The organism is Streptomyces phaeoluteigriseus, from assembly GCF_001896135.2.
In the GTDB taxonomy this organism is placed as follows: Bacteria; Actinomycetota; Actinomycetes; order Streptomycetales; family Streptomycetaceae; genus Streptomyces; species Streptomyces phaeoluteigriseus.
This window is the reverse complement of record NZ_MPOH02000006.1, coordinates 291,024-306,604: the sequence shown is the minus strand read 5'-3', so window position 1 is coordinate 306,604 and position 15,581 is coordinate 291,024. Positions and strand designations below refer to the sequence as shown.

Below are 15,581 nucleotides of genomic sequence, written 5' to 3'. Positions count from 1 at the left end.
GGCCCGGGACGCGGCGACGGGCGGGGGGGGCGGGGGCCAGCAGGGCGAGGCCGGCCACGGCCAGCGTCAGCAACCGGACACGCACGTGGAGAGCCCTCTCGTCGGGGACAGGGACGGACACCCGGCCAATCTGAGGCCGGGTCGCGGCCGGGGTCCAGCCCGAGAGGGCCGTACGGAGCAGTGGTTACGACGATATGCGCGCGGCGCGGCTGTCTTCGACGATCCGACGGGGGACGGGGGCAGGTGCCTTCCGGCACCGGCCGCCCGGCCGCCCCGCCGACGCGGGATCAGCGACGACAGCGGCCCGCGCCACTAGCGTGAACTACCCCTCTGCCAGGGAGAGTTCAGCCGTGAAGAACCCCCAGCATACGTAACACCGCGGAGCGGTCGGCCACCTGACACACCGTCGCCCTCTTGATGTGCTCACATGGGCGCGTCATATTGGTCCGGACCATTGCCACCGTGCCGGGCCGGGAGGCGAAGCCGTGCGACGCGTTGTGCTGTGCGGATGGATGCTCGCCCTGTGCTGCGGCTGCGCCGGACCGGGCGGCGGCGACGAGGGGCGGGCGCCGGGCGCGCCGACGGGGGTCACCGCCGAGGCGGGCAGCGCGACCAGTGTGCACGTGATGTGGAACGCGCTCTCCGGGGTCAGTGCCTACGAGGTGTATCGGGGCACCACGAAGGTCGGCGACGTACCCGGTTCCGCGCACATGCTCGACGTCACCCGCCTCGCGCCCTCCACGGCGTACGTCTTCACCGTCCGGGCCCGTGACGACGAGGGCCGGCTCGGGCCGCGCAGCCGGGAGGTGCGGGCCACGACCCCGGCAGCGGTCGCGGCCGACCGCTCGGCCCCGACCCCGCCGGGCCGCGCCACGGGCCGGGCGGCCGGGAGCCGGGCCGTCCAGCTGTCCTGGACGGCGGCCACGGACGACCGGAAGGTGGTGTCGTACGACATCTTCCAGGGCGGGGTGAAGATCCACAGCGTCGGCGGCGGTCAGACGGCGACCGTCGTCACGGGGCTGCGGCCGGGCACCCGGTACTCCTTCACCGTCCGGGCGCGGGACGCGGCCGACAACCTCTCGCCCGCCGGCGCGGCCGTCCGTCTGAGCACCGCCCCGGGCGACGACGAGGGGCGGGACACCGCACCGGCGGACTTCCGGGCGACGACCCACCGGGCCGACGGGGCGTACTACATCGACCTGGCCTGGGTGCCGCCGCGGGTGGACGGGGTCGTCACGGAGTACCAGATCCAGCTCGACGGGCAGGCGGTCACCTCACTGGTCTGGGGCGGCACGCCGCCGCGGGACAGGGCCACCCACAGCTTCTACGTGGGCCGCGAGGCCGGTGCCGGACACCGGGTGCGACTACGGGCACGGCTGCCGGACGGGACCTGGGGGGCGTTCACCGCGGAGCGGGTGGTGACGACGGAGGACGACCCCGAGGACACGCACGAGCGGTGACGACGCCCATCCGGCTGTACCGGCGTGGGCGCACGGTGACGACAGGCGGCCGGCCGCGCCAGGCCAGTAGCGGACACCGCGTGCGACTACGGGCACGGCTGCCGGACGGGACCTGGGGGCGTTCACGGCGTAGCCGAGAGGCGGGAGGGGGACGACAGCGCCGCGAACTGACTGCGGGCCCCGGCCGCTCCGGCCTGGGCGGGCGGTGACGGCAGGCGGCCGGCCGCGAGGGCGCAAGCGGGCGGGGTGCCGCCCTGGGCCGTCCGGAGGAATCCGTCACCTGCCCGGCGGCGGCCGGAGTGCGGGCCGGACCGAGGGGACGTTGGCTGCCCCTGAGGCAGCACGGGCGTACCCGACCCTCGGCGGCGCAAGGTCGCCAACCGTGCAGCCGGAGGACATCCGATGCGAACTGCCCCGCTTCTCCCCCGCTCTTCCCCTCTGCTGGCCCGCTGCGGACTGACCATGGCAGCCGCCGCCGCACTGCCCCTCGCCCTGACCGCCGAGCCCGCCGCCGCGCGGGTCTCGGGCATCTCCGTCAACACGTCCGGCTCCACGGTGTCCGTGGTGACCAGCGCGTGCACCCAGATCAACGGCAGCTGGGGCACGGCGGCACTGCTCGCCGGCAACCAGGCGAACTTCGCCCAGGGCCGCCAGGCCGCCCTGTCGGGCACCACCGTCAGCCAGTCCGCGGCGTGGTCCAACGTCTCCCCGGGCACGCACACGGTCGTCGTGATGTGCTCCAGCGGCAGTACCGCCGGCACCCAGTCGGTGATCGTGTCCCCCGCGTCCACACCGACGATCTCCGCGACGGCCTCGCCGACCCGCGGCGTGCTCGGCGGCATGGGCGGCGCGACCCGCGACTACGGCACCGTCACGCTCGTGGCGGGCGGTGCCCTGGTCGGCACGGGCGTCATCGCGACGGTCTGGTTCCTGCGCCGCCATGTGGGGCCCACCGGCTCCGCCGTTGACATTATGCAGGTAATTACCTGCATAATGGAGCCGTGAACCTCGAAGAAGCGGTCTCGCGACCGACATCCGGCACGGAGGAGTACGCCATGCCCACCGACACCGCACCAGTGCCGGACTACGTCTACGTCACCTACATCCGCGCGACCTCGAAGGAGGTCTGGCAGGCCCTCACGGATGCCGACCTGACAGCGCGCTACTGGGGGCACGCCAACGTCTCCGACTGGGAGCCCGGCTCCGCGTGGGAGCACCGCCGCGCCGACGGGTCGGGCGTCGTCGACGTCGTGGGCACGGTCCTGGCGGCCGAGCCGCCGACACGCCTGGTCATCACCTTCGAGGACACCCCGGACGCGCCGCAGCCGCGGGAGCCGTCGGTGGTCACCTTCCTCGTCGAGCCCCACCAGGACATCGTCCGTCTCACCGTGACCCATGAGAAGCTCCCCGACCGGGAGATGCTGGGCGGCATCTCGCACGGCTGGCCGGCCGTGCTGGCCAACCTCAAGTCGCTGCTGGAGACAGGAGAGGTCCTGCCGCAGGCGCCCTGGGAGATGAACCGCGAGCACAGCTGAGCCGACGCGGTTCCTCCTGCCCGGCCACCTCGAGGATCCCGCGCCACGGGAGAGAGAAGAAGCCCCATGGACACCACCCCGCTGCGCGACGCCCACCGCGCACTGCTGGAGGCCGCCGCGGCAGTGGCCAGAGCCGGCGCCGGGAACCCGCCCCCGGCCGGCGAGTGGGACGCCGGGCAGATCCTGGCGCACGTCAGCCTCGTCGACGCGGTCACGGTCACCGCCGTCGTCTCCGCGGCCTCCGGCGCGGTCACGACGTACGACAACCGGATGGCGCAGGACACCTGGACCCTCGGGAGGGTGAGCGCGCTCGCCGGTGGGCAGGCGGGTCTCCGGGAGCGCGTCCGGCTCCACGGAGAGGCGCTCTGCGCGCTCGTCGCGCCGCTGAGCGAGGCCGAACTGGACACTCCCGTGCCCACCCTGCTGCTGTCGCACGGCCAGGTGCAGGTCGATCGGCCGGTGCCGCTGAGGGATCTCGTCACGGGCCTCGCGGAGAGTGAACTGCCCGGTCACACCAAGCAGTTGCTGGCCCTGCTGCCGTAAGGCAGGAGGCGGGGAGGCGGGGAGGCCGCCGAGGGATTACGGCGCCTGCTCGGCGGGGTCGGGCAGCTTCTCCAGCGCCTCGGCCAGCCACCGGATCCAGAAGGTCTCCAGCTCGATGCCCGCCCGCAGCACCAGGTGCTGGAGCCGGGCCTGCGCGCTGTCGTCGCCGGGCGGGAAGTCCCGCTTCTCGATCTCCTCGTACTCGGCCAACTGGCTCCGGTGCAGGTCGAGATGGCGGCGCAGGTCGGCTTCGAGGCCCGCGGTGCCGACGACGGCGGCGGCGCGCAGCCGCAGGAACAGGGCGTCGCGGTGCGGCTTGGGGTCCTGCGCCGCGGCCGTCCACCGCCGGAGTTCGGCGCGGCCCGCGGGCAGGACCTCGTAGCTCTTGCGCTGCCCGCGGGCCGGCTGCTCGGTGGGCTGGGCCCGGATGAAGCCCTCGGCCTCCAGCTTTCCCAGCTCGCGATAGATCTGCTGGTGCGTCGCCGACCAGAAGTAGCCGATCGACTTGTCGAACCGGCGGGTCAGATCCAGCCCCGACGACGGCTTCTCGAGGAGGGCGGTGAGGATCGCGTGCGGGAGTGACATGGGCTCATCCTAGGGACGCGCCGGGGCGCCCCTACAGGGCCGCCGCCAGCTCCGTGCCCTGCTTGATGGCCCGCTTGGCGTCCAGTTCGGCGGCCACGTCGGCACCGCCGATGAGGTGCGCGCTCGCCCCGGCGGCGAGCAGCTCGTCGTACAGGTCCCGGCGCGGGTCCTGGCCGGTGCACAGCACGATGGTGTCGACCTCCAGGACCGTGCTCCGCTCGCCGACGGTGACGTGCAGTCCGGCGTCGTCGATGCGGTCGTAGCGCACGCCCGGGACCATGCGCACGCCGCGGTGCTTGAGTTCGGTGCGGTGGATCCAGCCGGTGGTCTTGCCGAGTCCGGCGCCGACCTTGCCGGTCTTGCGCTGGAGCAGGTGGACGCTGCGCGGCGGGGCGGTCCGCTCGGGCGCGGCGAGGCCGCCGGGCGCCCGGTAGTCCATGTCGACGCCCCACTGCCGGAAGTACGTCGCCGGATCCTCGCTCGCCTTGTCGCCGCCGTCGGTGAGGAACTCGGCGACGTCGAAGCCGATGCCGCCCGCGCCGAGGATCGCGACCCGATCGCCGACGGGGACGCCGTCGCGCAGGACGTCGAGGTAGCCGACGACGCTCGGGTGGTCGACGCCGGGGATGTCGGGGGTGCGCGGGCTGACGCCGGTGGCGACGACGACCTCGTCGTAGTCCGTCAGGTCACCGGCCGCCGCCCTGGTGTTGAGGCGTACGTCCACCTCGTGGGCGTCGAGCTGGTGGCGGAAGTAGCGCAGCGTCTCGTCGAACTCCTGCTTGCCGGGGACCTTGCGGGCCACGTTGAGCTGGCCGCCGATCTCCGCCGCGGCGTCGAACAGGGTGACGGAGTGGCCGCGTTCGGCCGCCGAGACCGCGCAGGCGAGCCCTGCGGGTCCGGCGCCGACGACCGCGACGCGCTTGCGGCGGCGGGTCGGGGTGAGCACCAGCTCGGTCTCGTGGCAGGCGCGCGGGTTGACCAGGCAGGAGGTGATCCTGCCGCTGAAGGTGTGGTCGAGGCAGGCCTGGTTGCAGCCGATGCAGGTGTTGATGGCCTCCGGTGTGCCCGCCGCGGCCTTGCCGACGAAGTCGGGGTCGGCGAGCATCGGGCGGGCCACCGACACCATGTCCGCGCAGCCGTCGGCGAGCAACCGCTCGGCGAGTTCGGGGGTGTTGATGCGGTTGGTGGTGATGAGCGGGACCGTGACCTCGCCCATCAGCTTCCTGGTCACCCAGGTATAGGCGCCGCGGGGCACGGAGGTGGCGATGGTGGGGATGCGGGCCTCGTGCCAGCCGATGCCGGTGTTGATGAGGGTGGCGCCGGCCGCCTCCACGGCCTTGGCGAGGGTGACGACCTCGTCCAGCGTGGAGCCGCCGGGGACGAGGTCGAGCATCGACAGCCGGTAGATGACGATGAAGTCCTCGCCGACCGCCTCGCGCACCCGCCGCACGATCTCGACGGGGAAGCGCATCCGGTTCTCGTAGGAGCCGCCCCAGCGGTCGGTGCGGTGGTTGGTCTGGAGGGCGATGAACTCGTTGACGAGGTAGCCCTCGGAGCCCATGATCTCGACGCCGTCGTAGCCGGCCTGCCGGGCGAGGCGGGCGGCGCGGGCGTAGTCGTCGATGGTCCGCTCGACCTCGGCGTCGGTCAGTTCGCGGGGCACGTGCGGGCTGATCGGCGCCTGTACCGCGCTCGGCGCGACGAGGTCCTCGTGGTAGGCGTAGCGGCCGAAGTGCAGGATCTGCATCGCGATCCGGCCGCCCTCGCGGTGCACGGCCCTCGTGATCGTCCGGTGCTCCTCGGCCTCGGCGTCCGTGGTGAGCTTCGCGCCGCCCACGCCCGGTCGCCCCTCGTCGTTGGGGGCGATGCCGCCGGTGACGATCAGGCCCACTCCCCCGCGCGCACGGGCGGCGTAGAACTCCGCCATACGCGCGAAGCCGTCCTCGGCCTCTTCCAGGCCCACGTGCATCGAGCCCATCAGGACGCGGTTGGGCAGGGTGGTGAAGCCCAGGTCGAGCGGGCTCAGCAGGTGCGGGTATCGGCTCATGGGGCCCTCCGTGCGCGGTGTCGTGCCCCTGTAGTTGTAGAGGACCGCGCACGGGTTATGCAACTAGTTGCACAATCGGCTCCACGTCGTCTTCGTCACGTCATCACCCCCTGCACGAGGCATCGGCCCGTCACCGGCTTTCGAGCAGCAGGTGCAGCTCCGTCTCCTGGTCGCCGGAGGCCGAGGACAGGTCCTTCACCCGGAACATCGTGTCCAGCGTCGTACGGAACCGCTCGATCGCCCAGTAGCCGCCCTGGACGTCGGCCGTGACGGACGACGACAGCCGGGCGGGGCGGGCGCAGTCGTGCACGTCGCCGACCTCGAAGGTGCCGAGCCACACCATCGGGCGGCTCTCGTCATGCTGTTCGGGTACGTCGTCGGCACAGCGATCGGACTCGAAGCAGGCGCACAGCGTGTCGAACACGATCCGGGCGTCCTCCTTGCTGCAATCGCTGATCTCGAGGGTGACGGACTCCGGAGGTCGCTCGCGGTCCATCGTGATCGCTCCTCTCTAGGCGGTGGCGCGATGTCCCGGGTTCCCCGGGAACCGCGCCACATCCCAAGAAAAGCACCACTTCCGCTGGCGGGCACCACCTGGCCGTCCCGCCCGGGGGCGCACGTCAGCGCGTGAAGCGGTACGTCTTGCTGTCCGTCAGCACGCAGAAGCCCGGAGAGACGACGATCACCCGCAGGGTGCCGGTGCGGCGGTCGTAGTCGATGCCCTCCGTCTCGAAGGAGCCCGAGCACGAGCTGCGCAGGGGCAGCTGGCGCAGGGCGGTGACCCGGCCGTCCACGTCACCGGAGCCGCCCGGCTCGGCCGACAGGTCGATCCGGAGCAGCGGCTTGGTCATGCCGAAGAGGGTGCCCGCCGGGTCGTCGGAGGAGCACAGCAGGGTGGTCGGGCCGGTGAAGTCGCAGCCCTGGACGTCGCGCACCGGGCGGTCGAGGCGGACGGTGGAGGCCTGCGGCAGGTTGGCCGAGGGCGAGGTGCCCGGGTTGACGCCGGGGGTCGGCAGGACGATCAGCCGGGTCATGGTGCCCCACTCGCCGGTGAGCATCCACTGCCCGCCCGGCGCGATGGCCACCCAGGAGTTGTTCAGGGCCTCGCCGGGGCCGAGCGCGTGGACGTACTCGGACCAGGCGCCGCCCGGCGCCTGGACGCGGTACATCTTCGAGGTGCCCGAGTCCCGCTGGTAGGGCTCGACGTAGTAGCCGTCGTAGGAGGCGTCGGGGTCGCCCACGTGGTTCCAGCCGCGGATGCTCACCCCGAAGGGGATCGTCCCGATGCCGGTGTAGCGGTTGGCGCTGTTGGCCGGGACCTCGATCGAGGCCAGGCCCTGGCTCTCGGTCAGCGGGTCGGCGCGGTCGGAGCCGACCTCGGTCCAGGTGTCGGCGGCCACCGCCGGCGGGGCGGCGCAGAGGGCCGCGGCGGTGGCCGTGGCCAGGGCGATCAGGGCGGTGCGCAGGGTGTGACGGCGTCGGCGGGCAGGGCGCAGCGGCATGGGTCTCCTCTGACGGGGGGTGGGTGCGCTCGGCGGACAGTGTGGCCAACTTCGATGGTCATGTACAGACCAATAGAATGGACTGGTGTGGACCATGAGGAGAACGGCGCGCGCCGCCGTACTGGAGGAGCATGGGAACGGTGCCCCAGGCGTGGGACAAATCGATGGAGCGCGGTAGAACTGGGGGAGTCGGCACGGGGGACGGCGTGCCGCGTCGACATGCGGAGGCGGTGCGTGGCATGAGTGCAGCCGGATCGACCTCGGCCGAGGCCTTCGGGCCGACAGGGCCCAGCGGCCTGCTCGACGTGCTCAACGTGGCCTCGGTGGTGCTCGACCCCACGGGCCGCATCGTGCTGTGGAGTCCGCAGGCCGAGGAGCTGTTCGGTTACCCGGCCGGGGAGGCGCTGGGACGGTACGCGGCCCATGTGATGGTCCACGAACGGCATGTCGAGCTGGTCGTGAAGCTGTTCTCCGACGTCATGGCGACCGGTCGCAGCTGGGAGGGCGCCTTCCCCATCCGGCGCAAGGACGGCAGCACCCGACTGGTGGAGTTCCGCAACATGCGGCTCGTCGACGACCGGGGCGACGTGTACGCGCTCGGTCTCGCCGCCGACCGGTCCACGGTGCGCCTGCTGGAACGGGACCTGGCCCTGTCGACGCGCATGGTCACCCAGTCCCCCATCGGCCTCGCCGTGCTCGACACCCGGCTGCGGTACCTGTCGGTCAACCCGGCGTTGGAGCGGATCGACGGCGTCCCCGCCGCGGAGCACCTGGGCCGCACGGTCCGCGAGGTGCTCCCGATGCTCGACGTCGACTCCCTGGAGTCGGCGGTCCTCGAGGTGCTGCGGACCGGGGTGCCGCTCGTCGACAGGTTCGCGATGGGGCGTACGCCCGCGGACCCGGACCAGGACCATGCCTGGTCCATCTCGCTGTACCGGCTGGAGGACACCCGTGACACCGTGCTGGGCGTCGCGCTGTCCGTCGTGGACGTCACCGACCAGTACCGGGCGGGCGTCGAGGCCGAGGCCGCGCGCCGCCGCCTCGCCCTGATCGCCGACGCCTCCGCCCGCATCGGCACGAGCCTCGACCTGGAACGCACCGCCGGCGAACTGGCCGACGTGGCCGTGCCGGAGCTGGCCGACATCGCCGCCGTGGACCTGCTCGACGCGGTGGTGTCGGGCCGGCGCACCAGCCTCGGGCCCTCGGAGCACGCCGTGATCCGCGCCCTCGCCGTTCGCGCCGCCGACGCGCCGGACGCCCTCAGCGCGGCCGACCCGCCCGGCGGCATCGCCCGCTACGCGCCCGACCGGCTGGTCACCGAGTGCGTACGCACGGCCGGCCGGTCATGGTGGCGCAGGTCGACGACGAGGACCTGGCGCGGATCGCCCGCTCCCCGGAGGCCGCCGCACTGCTGGCGCGGGCGGGTGTGCACTCCTATCTGGCGGTGCCGCTCATCGCGCGCGGCGAGGTGCTGGGCGCCCTCGACCTGAAGCGCACCCGCAACCCGCTGCCGTTCGGCCGCGACGATCTGCTGCTCGCCCGGGAACTGGCGGCCCGCGCGGCCGTGCAGATCGACAACGCCCGCTGGTACCAGAACGCCCGCAGCACCGCGCTCACCCTCCAGCGCAGCCTGCTGCCGAGTCACCCGGCGGTGACCGGCGGCCTGGAGGTGGCCTCGCGCTACCAGCCCGCGGGGGCGACCACGGAGGTGGGGGGCGACTGGTTCGACGTCATCCCGCTGGAGGACGGCAAGACCGCCCTCGTGGTCGGCGACGTCATGGGCAGCGGCATCGACGCCGCCGCCACGATGGGCCGGCTGCGCACCGCGACGACCACGCTGGCCTCCCTCGACCTCGATCCTGCGGTGCTCCTCGAGCACCTCGACAAGATCACCTCGGGCCTGGACCACTCCATCGCGACCTGCGTGTACGCCGTCCACGACCCGCGCCTCGGGCGGTTCCGGATCGCCAACGCCGGGCACCTGCCGCCCGCGCGCGTACGGCCCGGACACCCGCCGGAGCTGCTCGACCTGCCCACCGGGGCGCCGCTCGGGGTGGGCGGGGTGGCCTTCTCCTCGACCGACGTCGACTTCGCCCCCGGCGACCAGCTCGTGCTGTACACCGACGGGCTGGTGGAGACCCGCAAGCACTCCCTCGACGAGCGCCTGGACGCCCTGCTCGCGCTCCTCGACGACCCGGCGCGCCCGCTGGAGGAGCTGTGCGACGTGCTGCTGCGGGCGCTGCACCACCCGGACAACCACGACGACGTGGCCCTGCTCGTGGCGCGCGGCCGGATCCTGTGACGCCCGGGGGACGGCGGCGCCGCTCCCCCCCGGACCGAAGGGCGTCGGCGCCGCGCCCCGACCGCTACCGCGTGGTCCCGATCACCACGTGGGCGTACAGCTCCTCGTCGACGGCCGGACGCGCCGTGAGGCCGCCCCGCCGGAAGGCCTCCACGGCGTCCGCCGCCTGGCGTTCGCTCGTCTCGACGAGCACGCAGCCGCCGGGCGCGAGCCAGCCGGCCGCCTCACCGGCGACCCGGCGCAGTACGTCGAGGCCGTCGACGCCGCCGTCGAGGGCGGTGAGGGGCTCGTGCTCGCGGGCCTCCGCGGGCAGCAGGGGGACCTCGCCGGTGGGGACGTACGGCACGTTCGCCGCCAGGATGTCTATACGGCCGCGCAGTTCACCGGGGAGCGCGGCGAACAGGTCCCCGGCGTGGACGAGCCCGCCCAGGGCGGCGACATTGCGGCGGGCGCACCGCACGGCGACCGGATCGATGTCGGCGGCGTGCAGCTCCACCCCGCCGAGCGCCGAGGCGAGGGCGGCGCCGACCGCGCCGGAGCCGCAGCACAGGTCCACGACGACGGACGCGTGCGGGGCCTGCGCCAGGGCCTGGCCGACCAGGAACTCGGTGCGGCGGCGGGGGACGAAGACACCCGGTTCGACGACGACGCGCCGACCGAGGAACTCGGCCCAGCCGACGACGAGTTCGAGGGGCAGACCGGCCACGCGGCGCTCCACCATGGCGGTGATCTCGTCCGCTGTGCGGGCGGTGGCGAGGACCAGGTCCGCCTCGTCCTCGGCGAAGACGCATCCGGCGGCGCGCAGCGCCACGACGACGGCGTCGCGGGAGGGGTACGGCGGGAGTGACGAGGGAGCGGAAGGTGAAGGAAGAGGGGGCATGGAAGCCGAGAGCCTTTCGGAAGCCGAAGGGCGCTCCCGCGGTCGCCTAGCGGCGGTCCGCGCCGTCCTGAGGAGAGAGCACCCGACCTGACACTGCGGTAATGGGTCCCACCTCCTCGGTCGCTCACGGCCGGGGTCGTCCGCGGCCGTCGGACACCTTATCCCAACTGCCGCACGGCGGCCCCCGGTCGGTCCACCCCTGCGCACCCCCGCGCCAAGTTGTACTGTGCAACGAGACGGACGAGGGGATGAGGGAGAGGCGAGGGAGACCGGGTGGACGCGCGTGAGGCGGTGGAGACGATCCAGCGCGAGATGACGGTCTTCGCCCGCCGCGCCCGTGCCTCGGCCGGGCGGCTGCATCCCGAACTGTCCCTGGTGTCGTACACGCTGCTCGGTCATCTGGAGGACAGCGGCGGCTGCCGGGCCACCGACCTGGCCGCGCACTACGCCCTGGACAAGTCCACCGTCAGCCGCCAGGTCACCGCGCTGGAGCGGTCCGGCCTGATCGAGCGGCGTCAGGACCCCACCGACCACCGCGTCCAGGTCCTGCACCTCACCGACGCCGGCCGCGGCATCCTCGCCCAGGTCACCGAGAGCCGCCGCGCGGCCTTCCGCGAGCGGCTCGCCGCTTGGCCGGAGCCGGATCTGGAGCGGTTCGCGGAGTATCTCGTGCGGTACAACGCGTGGGGCGGGAGCGGGGCCCGGGGAGCGGGCTGAGCCCCGCCACCGAGCCCGCTCCCCCGGTGCGGTCAGGCCACCGGCACCGCGTCCCGCTCGGGGGCCCGCGCCGCCAGGAACGCCGTCCTGCGGCGCAGGCGGAAGCCCAGGGACTCGTACAGGCGGATGGCGCCGGTGTTGGCGGCGCTGGTGTGCAGGAAGGGGGTCTCGCCGCGTTCCCGGATGCCGTGGGCGACGGCGAGGATCAGCCGGGTGGCGAGGCCCTGACCGCGGACGGCGGGGTCGGTGCAGACGGCACTGATCTCCGTCCAGCCCGGCGGGTGCAGGCGCTCGCCCGCCATGGCGACGAGGGCGCCGTCGCGGCGGATGCCGAGATAGGTGCCCAGTTCGATGGTGCGGCGCTCGAAGGGGCCGGGCCGGGTGCGGGCGACGAGGGCGAGCATCTCGGGGACGTCGGCGGGACCGAGACGGACCGCCTCCGCGTCCGGGGCGGCGGCCAGCCCGTCGTCGACGAACTGCGTGCCCTCGATGCGCGTCGTGATCTCCCAGCCCGCCGGCACCTCGCCGCGGAAGCCGGGCAGCGGGACCTCCCCGCCGGGGCCGGCGAGCGCGGCGAGGTCCGCCCAGTCGCCGGCGTCCGGGTCGTCGGGCACGGCCAGCCAGGGCGACACGTCGACGGGGTAACGCAGTACCCGGCCGCGGCGCTCGGCGAAGCGGGCGTGCGGGCCGGTGAGGGAGGCGAGGGCGGGGTTGTCCAGGACGTGCCGGGACTCGGTCCGGCTCATATCGCCGTTCCGATCTCGATGACGACCTTGCCGCGGGCGTGCCCGTCCTCGACCTCGCGCAGGGCCAGGCCCGCCTGCTCCAGCGGGTAGGTCCGGGTGACGTGCGGGTCCAGTGCGCCGCGCACGACGAGGTCGGCGACCGCCCGGAGGACCTCCGCGGTGCGGGCGCGGGTCACGCGGGCGCCGCCGAGCCGCTCCACCTCCTCGGGCGGGGCACCCGCGGTGATCAGCCGGACCCGGTCGGCGGGCAGGGCGGCGGCCTCGTGCAGGACCTCACCGCCCACGAGGTCGTAGACGCCGTCGACGCCGTCCGGGGCCGCTAGGCGGGCCCGCTCGGTCCAGCCCGCCCCGGAGGTGACGTGCACGGCGCCCAGCGACTCCAGGAGTTCCTTCTTGCCCTCGCTCGCCACACCGACGACCCGCAGCCCGAGCGCGCGGGCGATCTGTACGGCCGCCACGCCGACGCCGCCGCCCGCGCCGGTGACCAGCAGCGTCGCCCCGGCGGGCAGGCCGAGCTGGTGGACGCCGTCGTAGGCGGTCGCGGCGGCGACCGGCAGGGTCGCGGCGTCGCGGAAGGACAGGGCGGCCGGCTTGGCCGCGGTGAGCCCGGTGGCGAGCAGCGCGTACTCGGCGTAGCCGCCCGCGACGGCGTTGCCGAACACCTCGTCGCCGGGCGCGAATCCGGTGACGTCCGCGCCGGTCTCCACGACGACACCGGCGACCTCGTTGCCCAGGACGACGGGGAAGACGCGTTCACCGCTCTCGCCGGGGCGCCGGTAGCCCGTGCGCTGCTTCCAGTCGACGGGGTTCACCCCCGCGGCGCGCACCGCGACGAGCACCTGGCCGGGGCCCGGACGGGGCCGGTCCACGTCGAGAAGCGCCTCGGTCTCCGGACCGCCGTACCGCGTGAAGACGTACGCCTTCGGCATTGCTCCCACTCTCCTTCGCTGCCGCCGGACCGCCGGGTCCGGAACGACACGTGCAAGGGGGATCGGGGGGCGGCTATTCCCCGGACGCCGCGGTGTTCATACGCGCTTCACGATCGGCGGCCGGACGGGGTCCGGAGCAACGCCGACTTGCCCGTACGGTTGAATGCGTAAGCAACCGTCGCCCTCACGCTGGAACCCCATGAACGTCACCCGAGGCTTCACCGGACGCCCGCGCGTCGACAACCCGGGCCTGCCCCCGGGCCAGTACGACGCGGGCGACGACTGGCCCGTACTGTCCGCCGAGGTCACGCCCGACCTCACGCCCGCCGACTGGAGCCTGCGGATCGACGGGCTGGTCGACGCGCCCCGCACCTGGACCTGGGAGCAGGCGCACGCGCTGCCCGCCTCGGTGTACGAGGGCGACATCCACTGCGTCACCAGCTGGTCGAAGTTCGGGGTGCGGTTCGGGGGCGTGTCACTGGACGCGTTCCTGGAGGAGGTCCGGCCGCAGGCGTCCGCGACCCACGCCGTCGCCTACTCGCACACCGGTTACACCACGAACCTGCCGCTCGCCGACCTCACCGGCGGGCGGGCGTGGATCGCCTTCGAGTACGGCGGTGAGCCGCTCTCCCCCGAGCACGGCGGCCCGGCGCGGCTGCTGGTGCCGCACCTGTACTTCTGGAAGAGCGCCAAGTGGATCTCCGGTCTGCGGCTCCTGGACCACGACGAGCCGGGTTTCTGGGAGCAGAACGGGTACCACGCGCGGGGCAACCCCTGGGAGGAGCAGAGGTACTCCGGTGACTGAGACCTTCGCTCCGCCGACCCGGTTCGCGGTGCCCGGCCGCATCGCCGTCAGCGACCGGGCGGCGTCCGTGTGGCAGACGGCCACCCTCACCGAGATCCGCCGCGAGACGCCGCACGCGGCCACCTTCCGTCTCGCGGTGCCCGCCTGGGAAGGGCATCTGCCGGGGCAGCACCTGATGCTGCGGCTCAGGGCCGCGGACGGGTACCTCGCCCAGCGGCACTACTCGATCGCTCGGCGCCGGACGGCTCCGGGCACATCGAGCTGACCCTGGACCATGTCGACGGCGGCGAGGTGTCCGGCTGGTTCCACACCGTGGCGCGGCCCGGCGACGAGGTCGAGGTCCGCGGTCCGCTGAGCGGCTTCTTCGCCTGGCCGGGCGACCGGCCCGCGCTGCTGGTCGGAGCCGGCTCCGGGGTCGTACCGCTGATGTCGATGGTGCGCCACCACCGGGCCCGGCGACTCACGGTCCCGCTGCGGCTGCTGGTGTCCGCGCGCGGCCCCGAGGAGCTGATCTACGCGCGCGAGTACGGCGCGGAGACGACCCCCGTGTTCACGCGGAGCGCGCCGGAGGGCACCCCCGTGGGCCGGCTCACGGCCGCCCATCTGGCACCGCTGCTGGCACAGCGGCCGGAGGGCGGCTGGGAGGCGTACGTGTGCGGGTCCAACGGGTTCGCCGAGCACGCCTCGCGGCTGCTGGTGGAGGCGGGACAGCCGGTGGACCGGATCCGGATCGAGCGTTTCGGCTGACGCGAGGGTCGGCTGACGCCCGCTGTGGCCGGCTCACCCCCGCCGGCCCCACCGCCGAGATGTCCGGCTCGCCCGAAAGATGAAACGATTGCCTCCGTACGGGGTATCCGCTCCTTGTGGGCACTCGTCCGCGTGACGGCGAGGAGGTCGACATGCGAACCGGGCTGCGTGGCTGGCGCTGGCGGCACAATCCCCTGCGCCGCCGGTCGGACGTCGTGGAGGCGTGGACGGTGCTGGTGGTGGCGGTACTCGTCCTGATCGGCGCGCCGCTGGCCGGGGCGCTCGTCGGCCGGTGGGCCCACGCGGACGCCGTGGCCGTGGCCGCCGAGCAACGGGCCGAGCGGCACCATGTGCGGGCGGAGGTCGTGGGCCGACCGCCCGACACACTGCCGACGGCGGAGGGTGTCGGGGAACACCGCTACCGGGTCGCCGTGCGCTGGACGGAGCCCGGCGAGGCCCCGCACCGGGCCACCGCGCTCGTGCCCGCCGGCACGCACCGGGGAGACATGGTCGACGTGTGGTTCGACGCACGGGGCCGCAGCGTCCCGCCGCCGCCCGACGGCACGGCGGTGTGGCAGCACACGCTGACGCTCGGCGTGGCCACGGCGGGCGGCACGGCGGCCACGCTACTGCTCGGGCACACGGTGCTGCGCCGGGTGGCCCTGCGGCACCGGCTGGCCGAGTGGGACCGGGAGTGGGCGCGGACCGGGCCGGAGTGGAGCCGGCGCAGCGCGTGAGAGCAGCGGCCGGAACGGCATCGTGCCTGGTCCCGGGGTCTGGTAA

The 15,581-nt window shown here is 73.8% G+C and carries 15 protein-coding genes and 3 pseudogenes; 11 read left to right on the top strand and 7 right to left on the bottom strand.

Translation table 11 applies throughout. The annotated features are described in order from the left end of the window. Window positions 1-512 precede the first annotated feature (512 nt). The 4 genes from BM536_RS06950 (at window position 513) to BM536_RS06935 (ending at window position 3,538) form a co-directional block, all read left to right on the top strand. Window positions 513-1,460, top strand: coding sequence for a fibronectin type III domain-containing protein (locus tag BM536_RS06950; RefSeq protein WP_094102680.1), 948 nt, complete (start codon window positions 513-515; stop codon window positions 1,458-1,460). A 402-nt stretch (window positions 1,461-1,862) separates the two neighbouring features. Then, the gene (locus BM536_RS06945; RefSeq protein ID WP_245873295.1) at window positions 1,863-2,465 is read left to right on the top strand and encodes a hypothetical protein; all 603 of its coding nucleotides are present in this window, start codon (window positions 1,863-1,865) and stop codon (window positions 2,463-2,465) included. Further along, complete coding sequence (locus BM536_RS06940; RefSeq protein WP_425444609.1) at window positions 2,462-2,995, top strand: SRPBCC family protein; 534 nt, start codon at window positions 2,462-2,464, stop codon at window positions 2,993-2,995. Before BM536_RS06945 ends, BM536_RS06940 begins: the two co-directional genes overlap by 4 nt. Window positions 2,996-3,061: 66 nt before the next feature. Continuing rightward, window positions 3,062-3,538 carry a DinB family protein gene (locus BM536_RS06935; RefSeq protein WP_073494281.1) on the top strand — a complete coding sequence of 159 codons (477 nt, stop codon included), beginning with the start codon at window positions 3,062-3,064 and terminating at the stop codon, window positions 3,536-3,538. 36 nt (window positions 3,539-3,574) lie between these two features. Here the strand turns inward: BM536_RS06935 and BM536_RS06930 are convergent, their stop codons facing one another. The 4 genes from BM536_RS06930 to BM536_RS06915 form a co-directional block, all read right to left on the bottom strand. After that, window positions 3,575-4,123, bottom strand: coding sequence for a PadR family transcriptional regulator (locus BM536_RS06930; RefSeq protein ID WP_094102679.1), 549 nt, complete (start codon window positions 4,121-4,123; stop codon window positions 3,575-3,577). A 31-nt stretch (window positions 4,124-4,154) separates the two neighbouring features. After that, complete coding sequence (locus BM536_RS06925; protein WP_094102678.1) at window positions 4,155-6,170, bottom strand: NADPH-dependent 2,4-dienoyl-CoA reductase; 2,016 nt, start codon at window positions 6,168-6,170, stop codon at window positions 4,155-4,157. A 130-nt stretch (window positions 6,171-6,300) separates the two neighbouring features. Next, window positions 6,301-6,666 carry a hypothetical protein gene (locus BM536_RS06920; RefSeq protein WP_073494286.1) on the bottom strand — a complete coding sequence of 122 codons (366 nt, stop codon included), beginning with the start codon at window positions 6,664-6,666 and terminating at the stop codon, window positions 6,301-6,303. A gap of 124 nt (window positions 6,667-6,790) precedes the next feature. Then, the gene (locus tag BM536_RS06915; protein ID WP_094102677.1) at window positions 6,791-7,672 is read right to left on the bottom strand and encodes a hypothetical protein; all 882 of its coding nucleotides are present in this window, start codon (window positions 7,670-7,672) and stop codon (window positions 6,791-6,793) included. 131 nt (window positions 7,673-7,803) lie between these two features. On the opposite strand from BM536_RS06915, the pseudogene BM536_RS42465 reads away from it, so the two are divergent. From BM536_RS42465 to BM536_RS42455, 3 genes and pseudogenes are all read left to right on the top strand, one after another. Further along, a pseudogene (locus BM536_RS42465) lies at window positions 7,804-8,619 on the top strand (PAS domain-containing protein); the annotation flags it as partial. A gap of 365 nt (window positions 8,620-8,984) precedes the next feature. Beyond that, window positions 8,985-9,185 (top strand): annotated as a pseudogene (locus BM536_RS42460) (GAF domain-containing protein); the annotation flags it as partial. Window positions 9,186-9,449: 264 nt separating this feature from the next. Then, entirely contained in the window at window positions 9,450-9,974 is a 525-nt protein-coding gene (locus tag BM536_RS42455) for a PP2C family protein-serine/threonine phosphatase (RefSeq protein WP_245873299.1), read from the top strand. A 64-nt stretch (window positions 9,975-10,038) separates the two neighbouring features. On the opposite strand, the gene BM536_RS06905 is transcribed toward BM536_RS42455, so the two are convergent. Beyond that, window positions 10,039-10,854 (bottom strand): putative protein N(5)-glutamine methyltransferase, encoded by an 816-nt coding sequence (locus tag BM536_RS06905; protein ID WP_094102676.1) that lies wholly within the window; start codon window positions 10,852-10,854, stop codon window positions 10,039-10,041. 312 nt (window positions 10,855-11,166) lie between these two features. Between BM536_RS06905 and BM536_RS06900 the strand changes: the two genes are divergently transcribed. Continuing rightward, on the top strand, window positions 11,167-11,571 hold the full coding sequence (locus BM536_RS06900; RefSeq protein WP_073494307.1) for a MarR family winged helix-turn-helix transcriptional regulator: 405 nt from the start codon (window positions 11,167-11,169) through the stop codon (window positions 11,569-11,571). Between the two features lie 32 nt (window positions 11,572-11,603). Here the strand turns inward: BM536_RS06900 and BM536_RS06895 are convergent, their stop codons facing one another. Together BM536_RS06895 and BM536_RS06890 are read right to left on the bottom strand one after the other, a co-directional pair. Continuing rightward, the gene (locus BM536_RS06895; protein ID WP_094102675.1) at window positions 11,604-12,317 is read right to left on the bottom strand and encodes a GNAT family N-acetyltransferase; all 714 of its coding nucleotides are present in this window, start codon (window positions 12,315-12,317) and stop codon (window positions 11,604-11,606) included. Further along, window positions 12,314-13,246 (bottom strand): NADP-dependent oxidoreductase, encoded by a 933-nt coding sequence (locus tag BM536_RS06890; protein WP_094102674.1) that lies wholly within the window; start codon window positions 13,244-13,246, stop codon window positions 12,314-12,316. The genes BM536_RS06895 and BM536_RS06890 overlap by 4 nt, the downstream gene beginning before the upstream one ends. 199 nt (window positions 13,247-13,445) lie before the next feature. Between BM536_RS06890 and BM536_RS06885 the strand changes: the two genes are divergently transcribed. The 3 genes and pseudogenes from BM536_RS06885 to BM536_RS06875 all read left to right on the top strand — a co-directional run bounded on the left by BM536_RS06885 (window position 13,446) and on the right by BM536_RS06875 (window position 15,535). Beyond that, the gene (locus BM536_RS06885) at window positions 13,446-14,051 is read left to right on the top strand and encodes a sulfite oxidase-like oxidoreductase (protein WP_073494290.1); all 606 of its coding nucleotides are present in this window, start codon (window positions 13,446-13,448) and stop codon (window positions 14,049-14,051) included. Further along, window positions 14,044-14,798: pseudogene (locus BM536_RS06880) on the top strand (ferredoxin reductase). Before BM536_RS06885 ends, BM536_RS06880 begins: the two are co-directional and overlap by 8 nt. A gap of 152 nt (window positions 14,799-14,950) precedes the next feature. Next, window positions 14,951-15,535: an Rv1733c family protein gene (locus tag BM536_RS06875; RefSeq protein ID WP_094102692.1), complete on the top strand. Its 585-nt coding sequence runs from the start codon at window positions 14,951-14,953 to the stop codon at window positions 15,533-15,535. Window positions 15,536-15,581 lie beyond the last annotated feature (46 nt).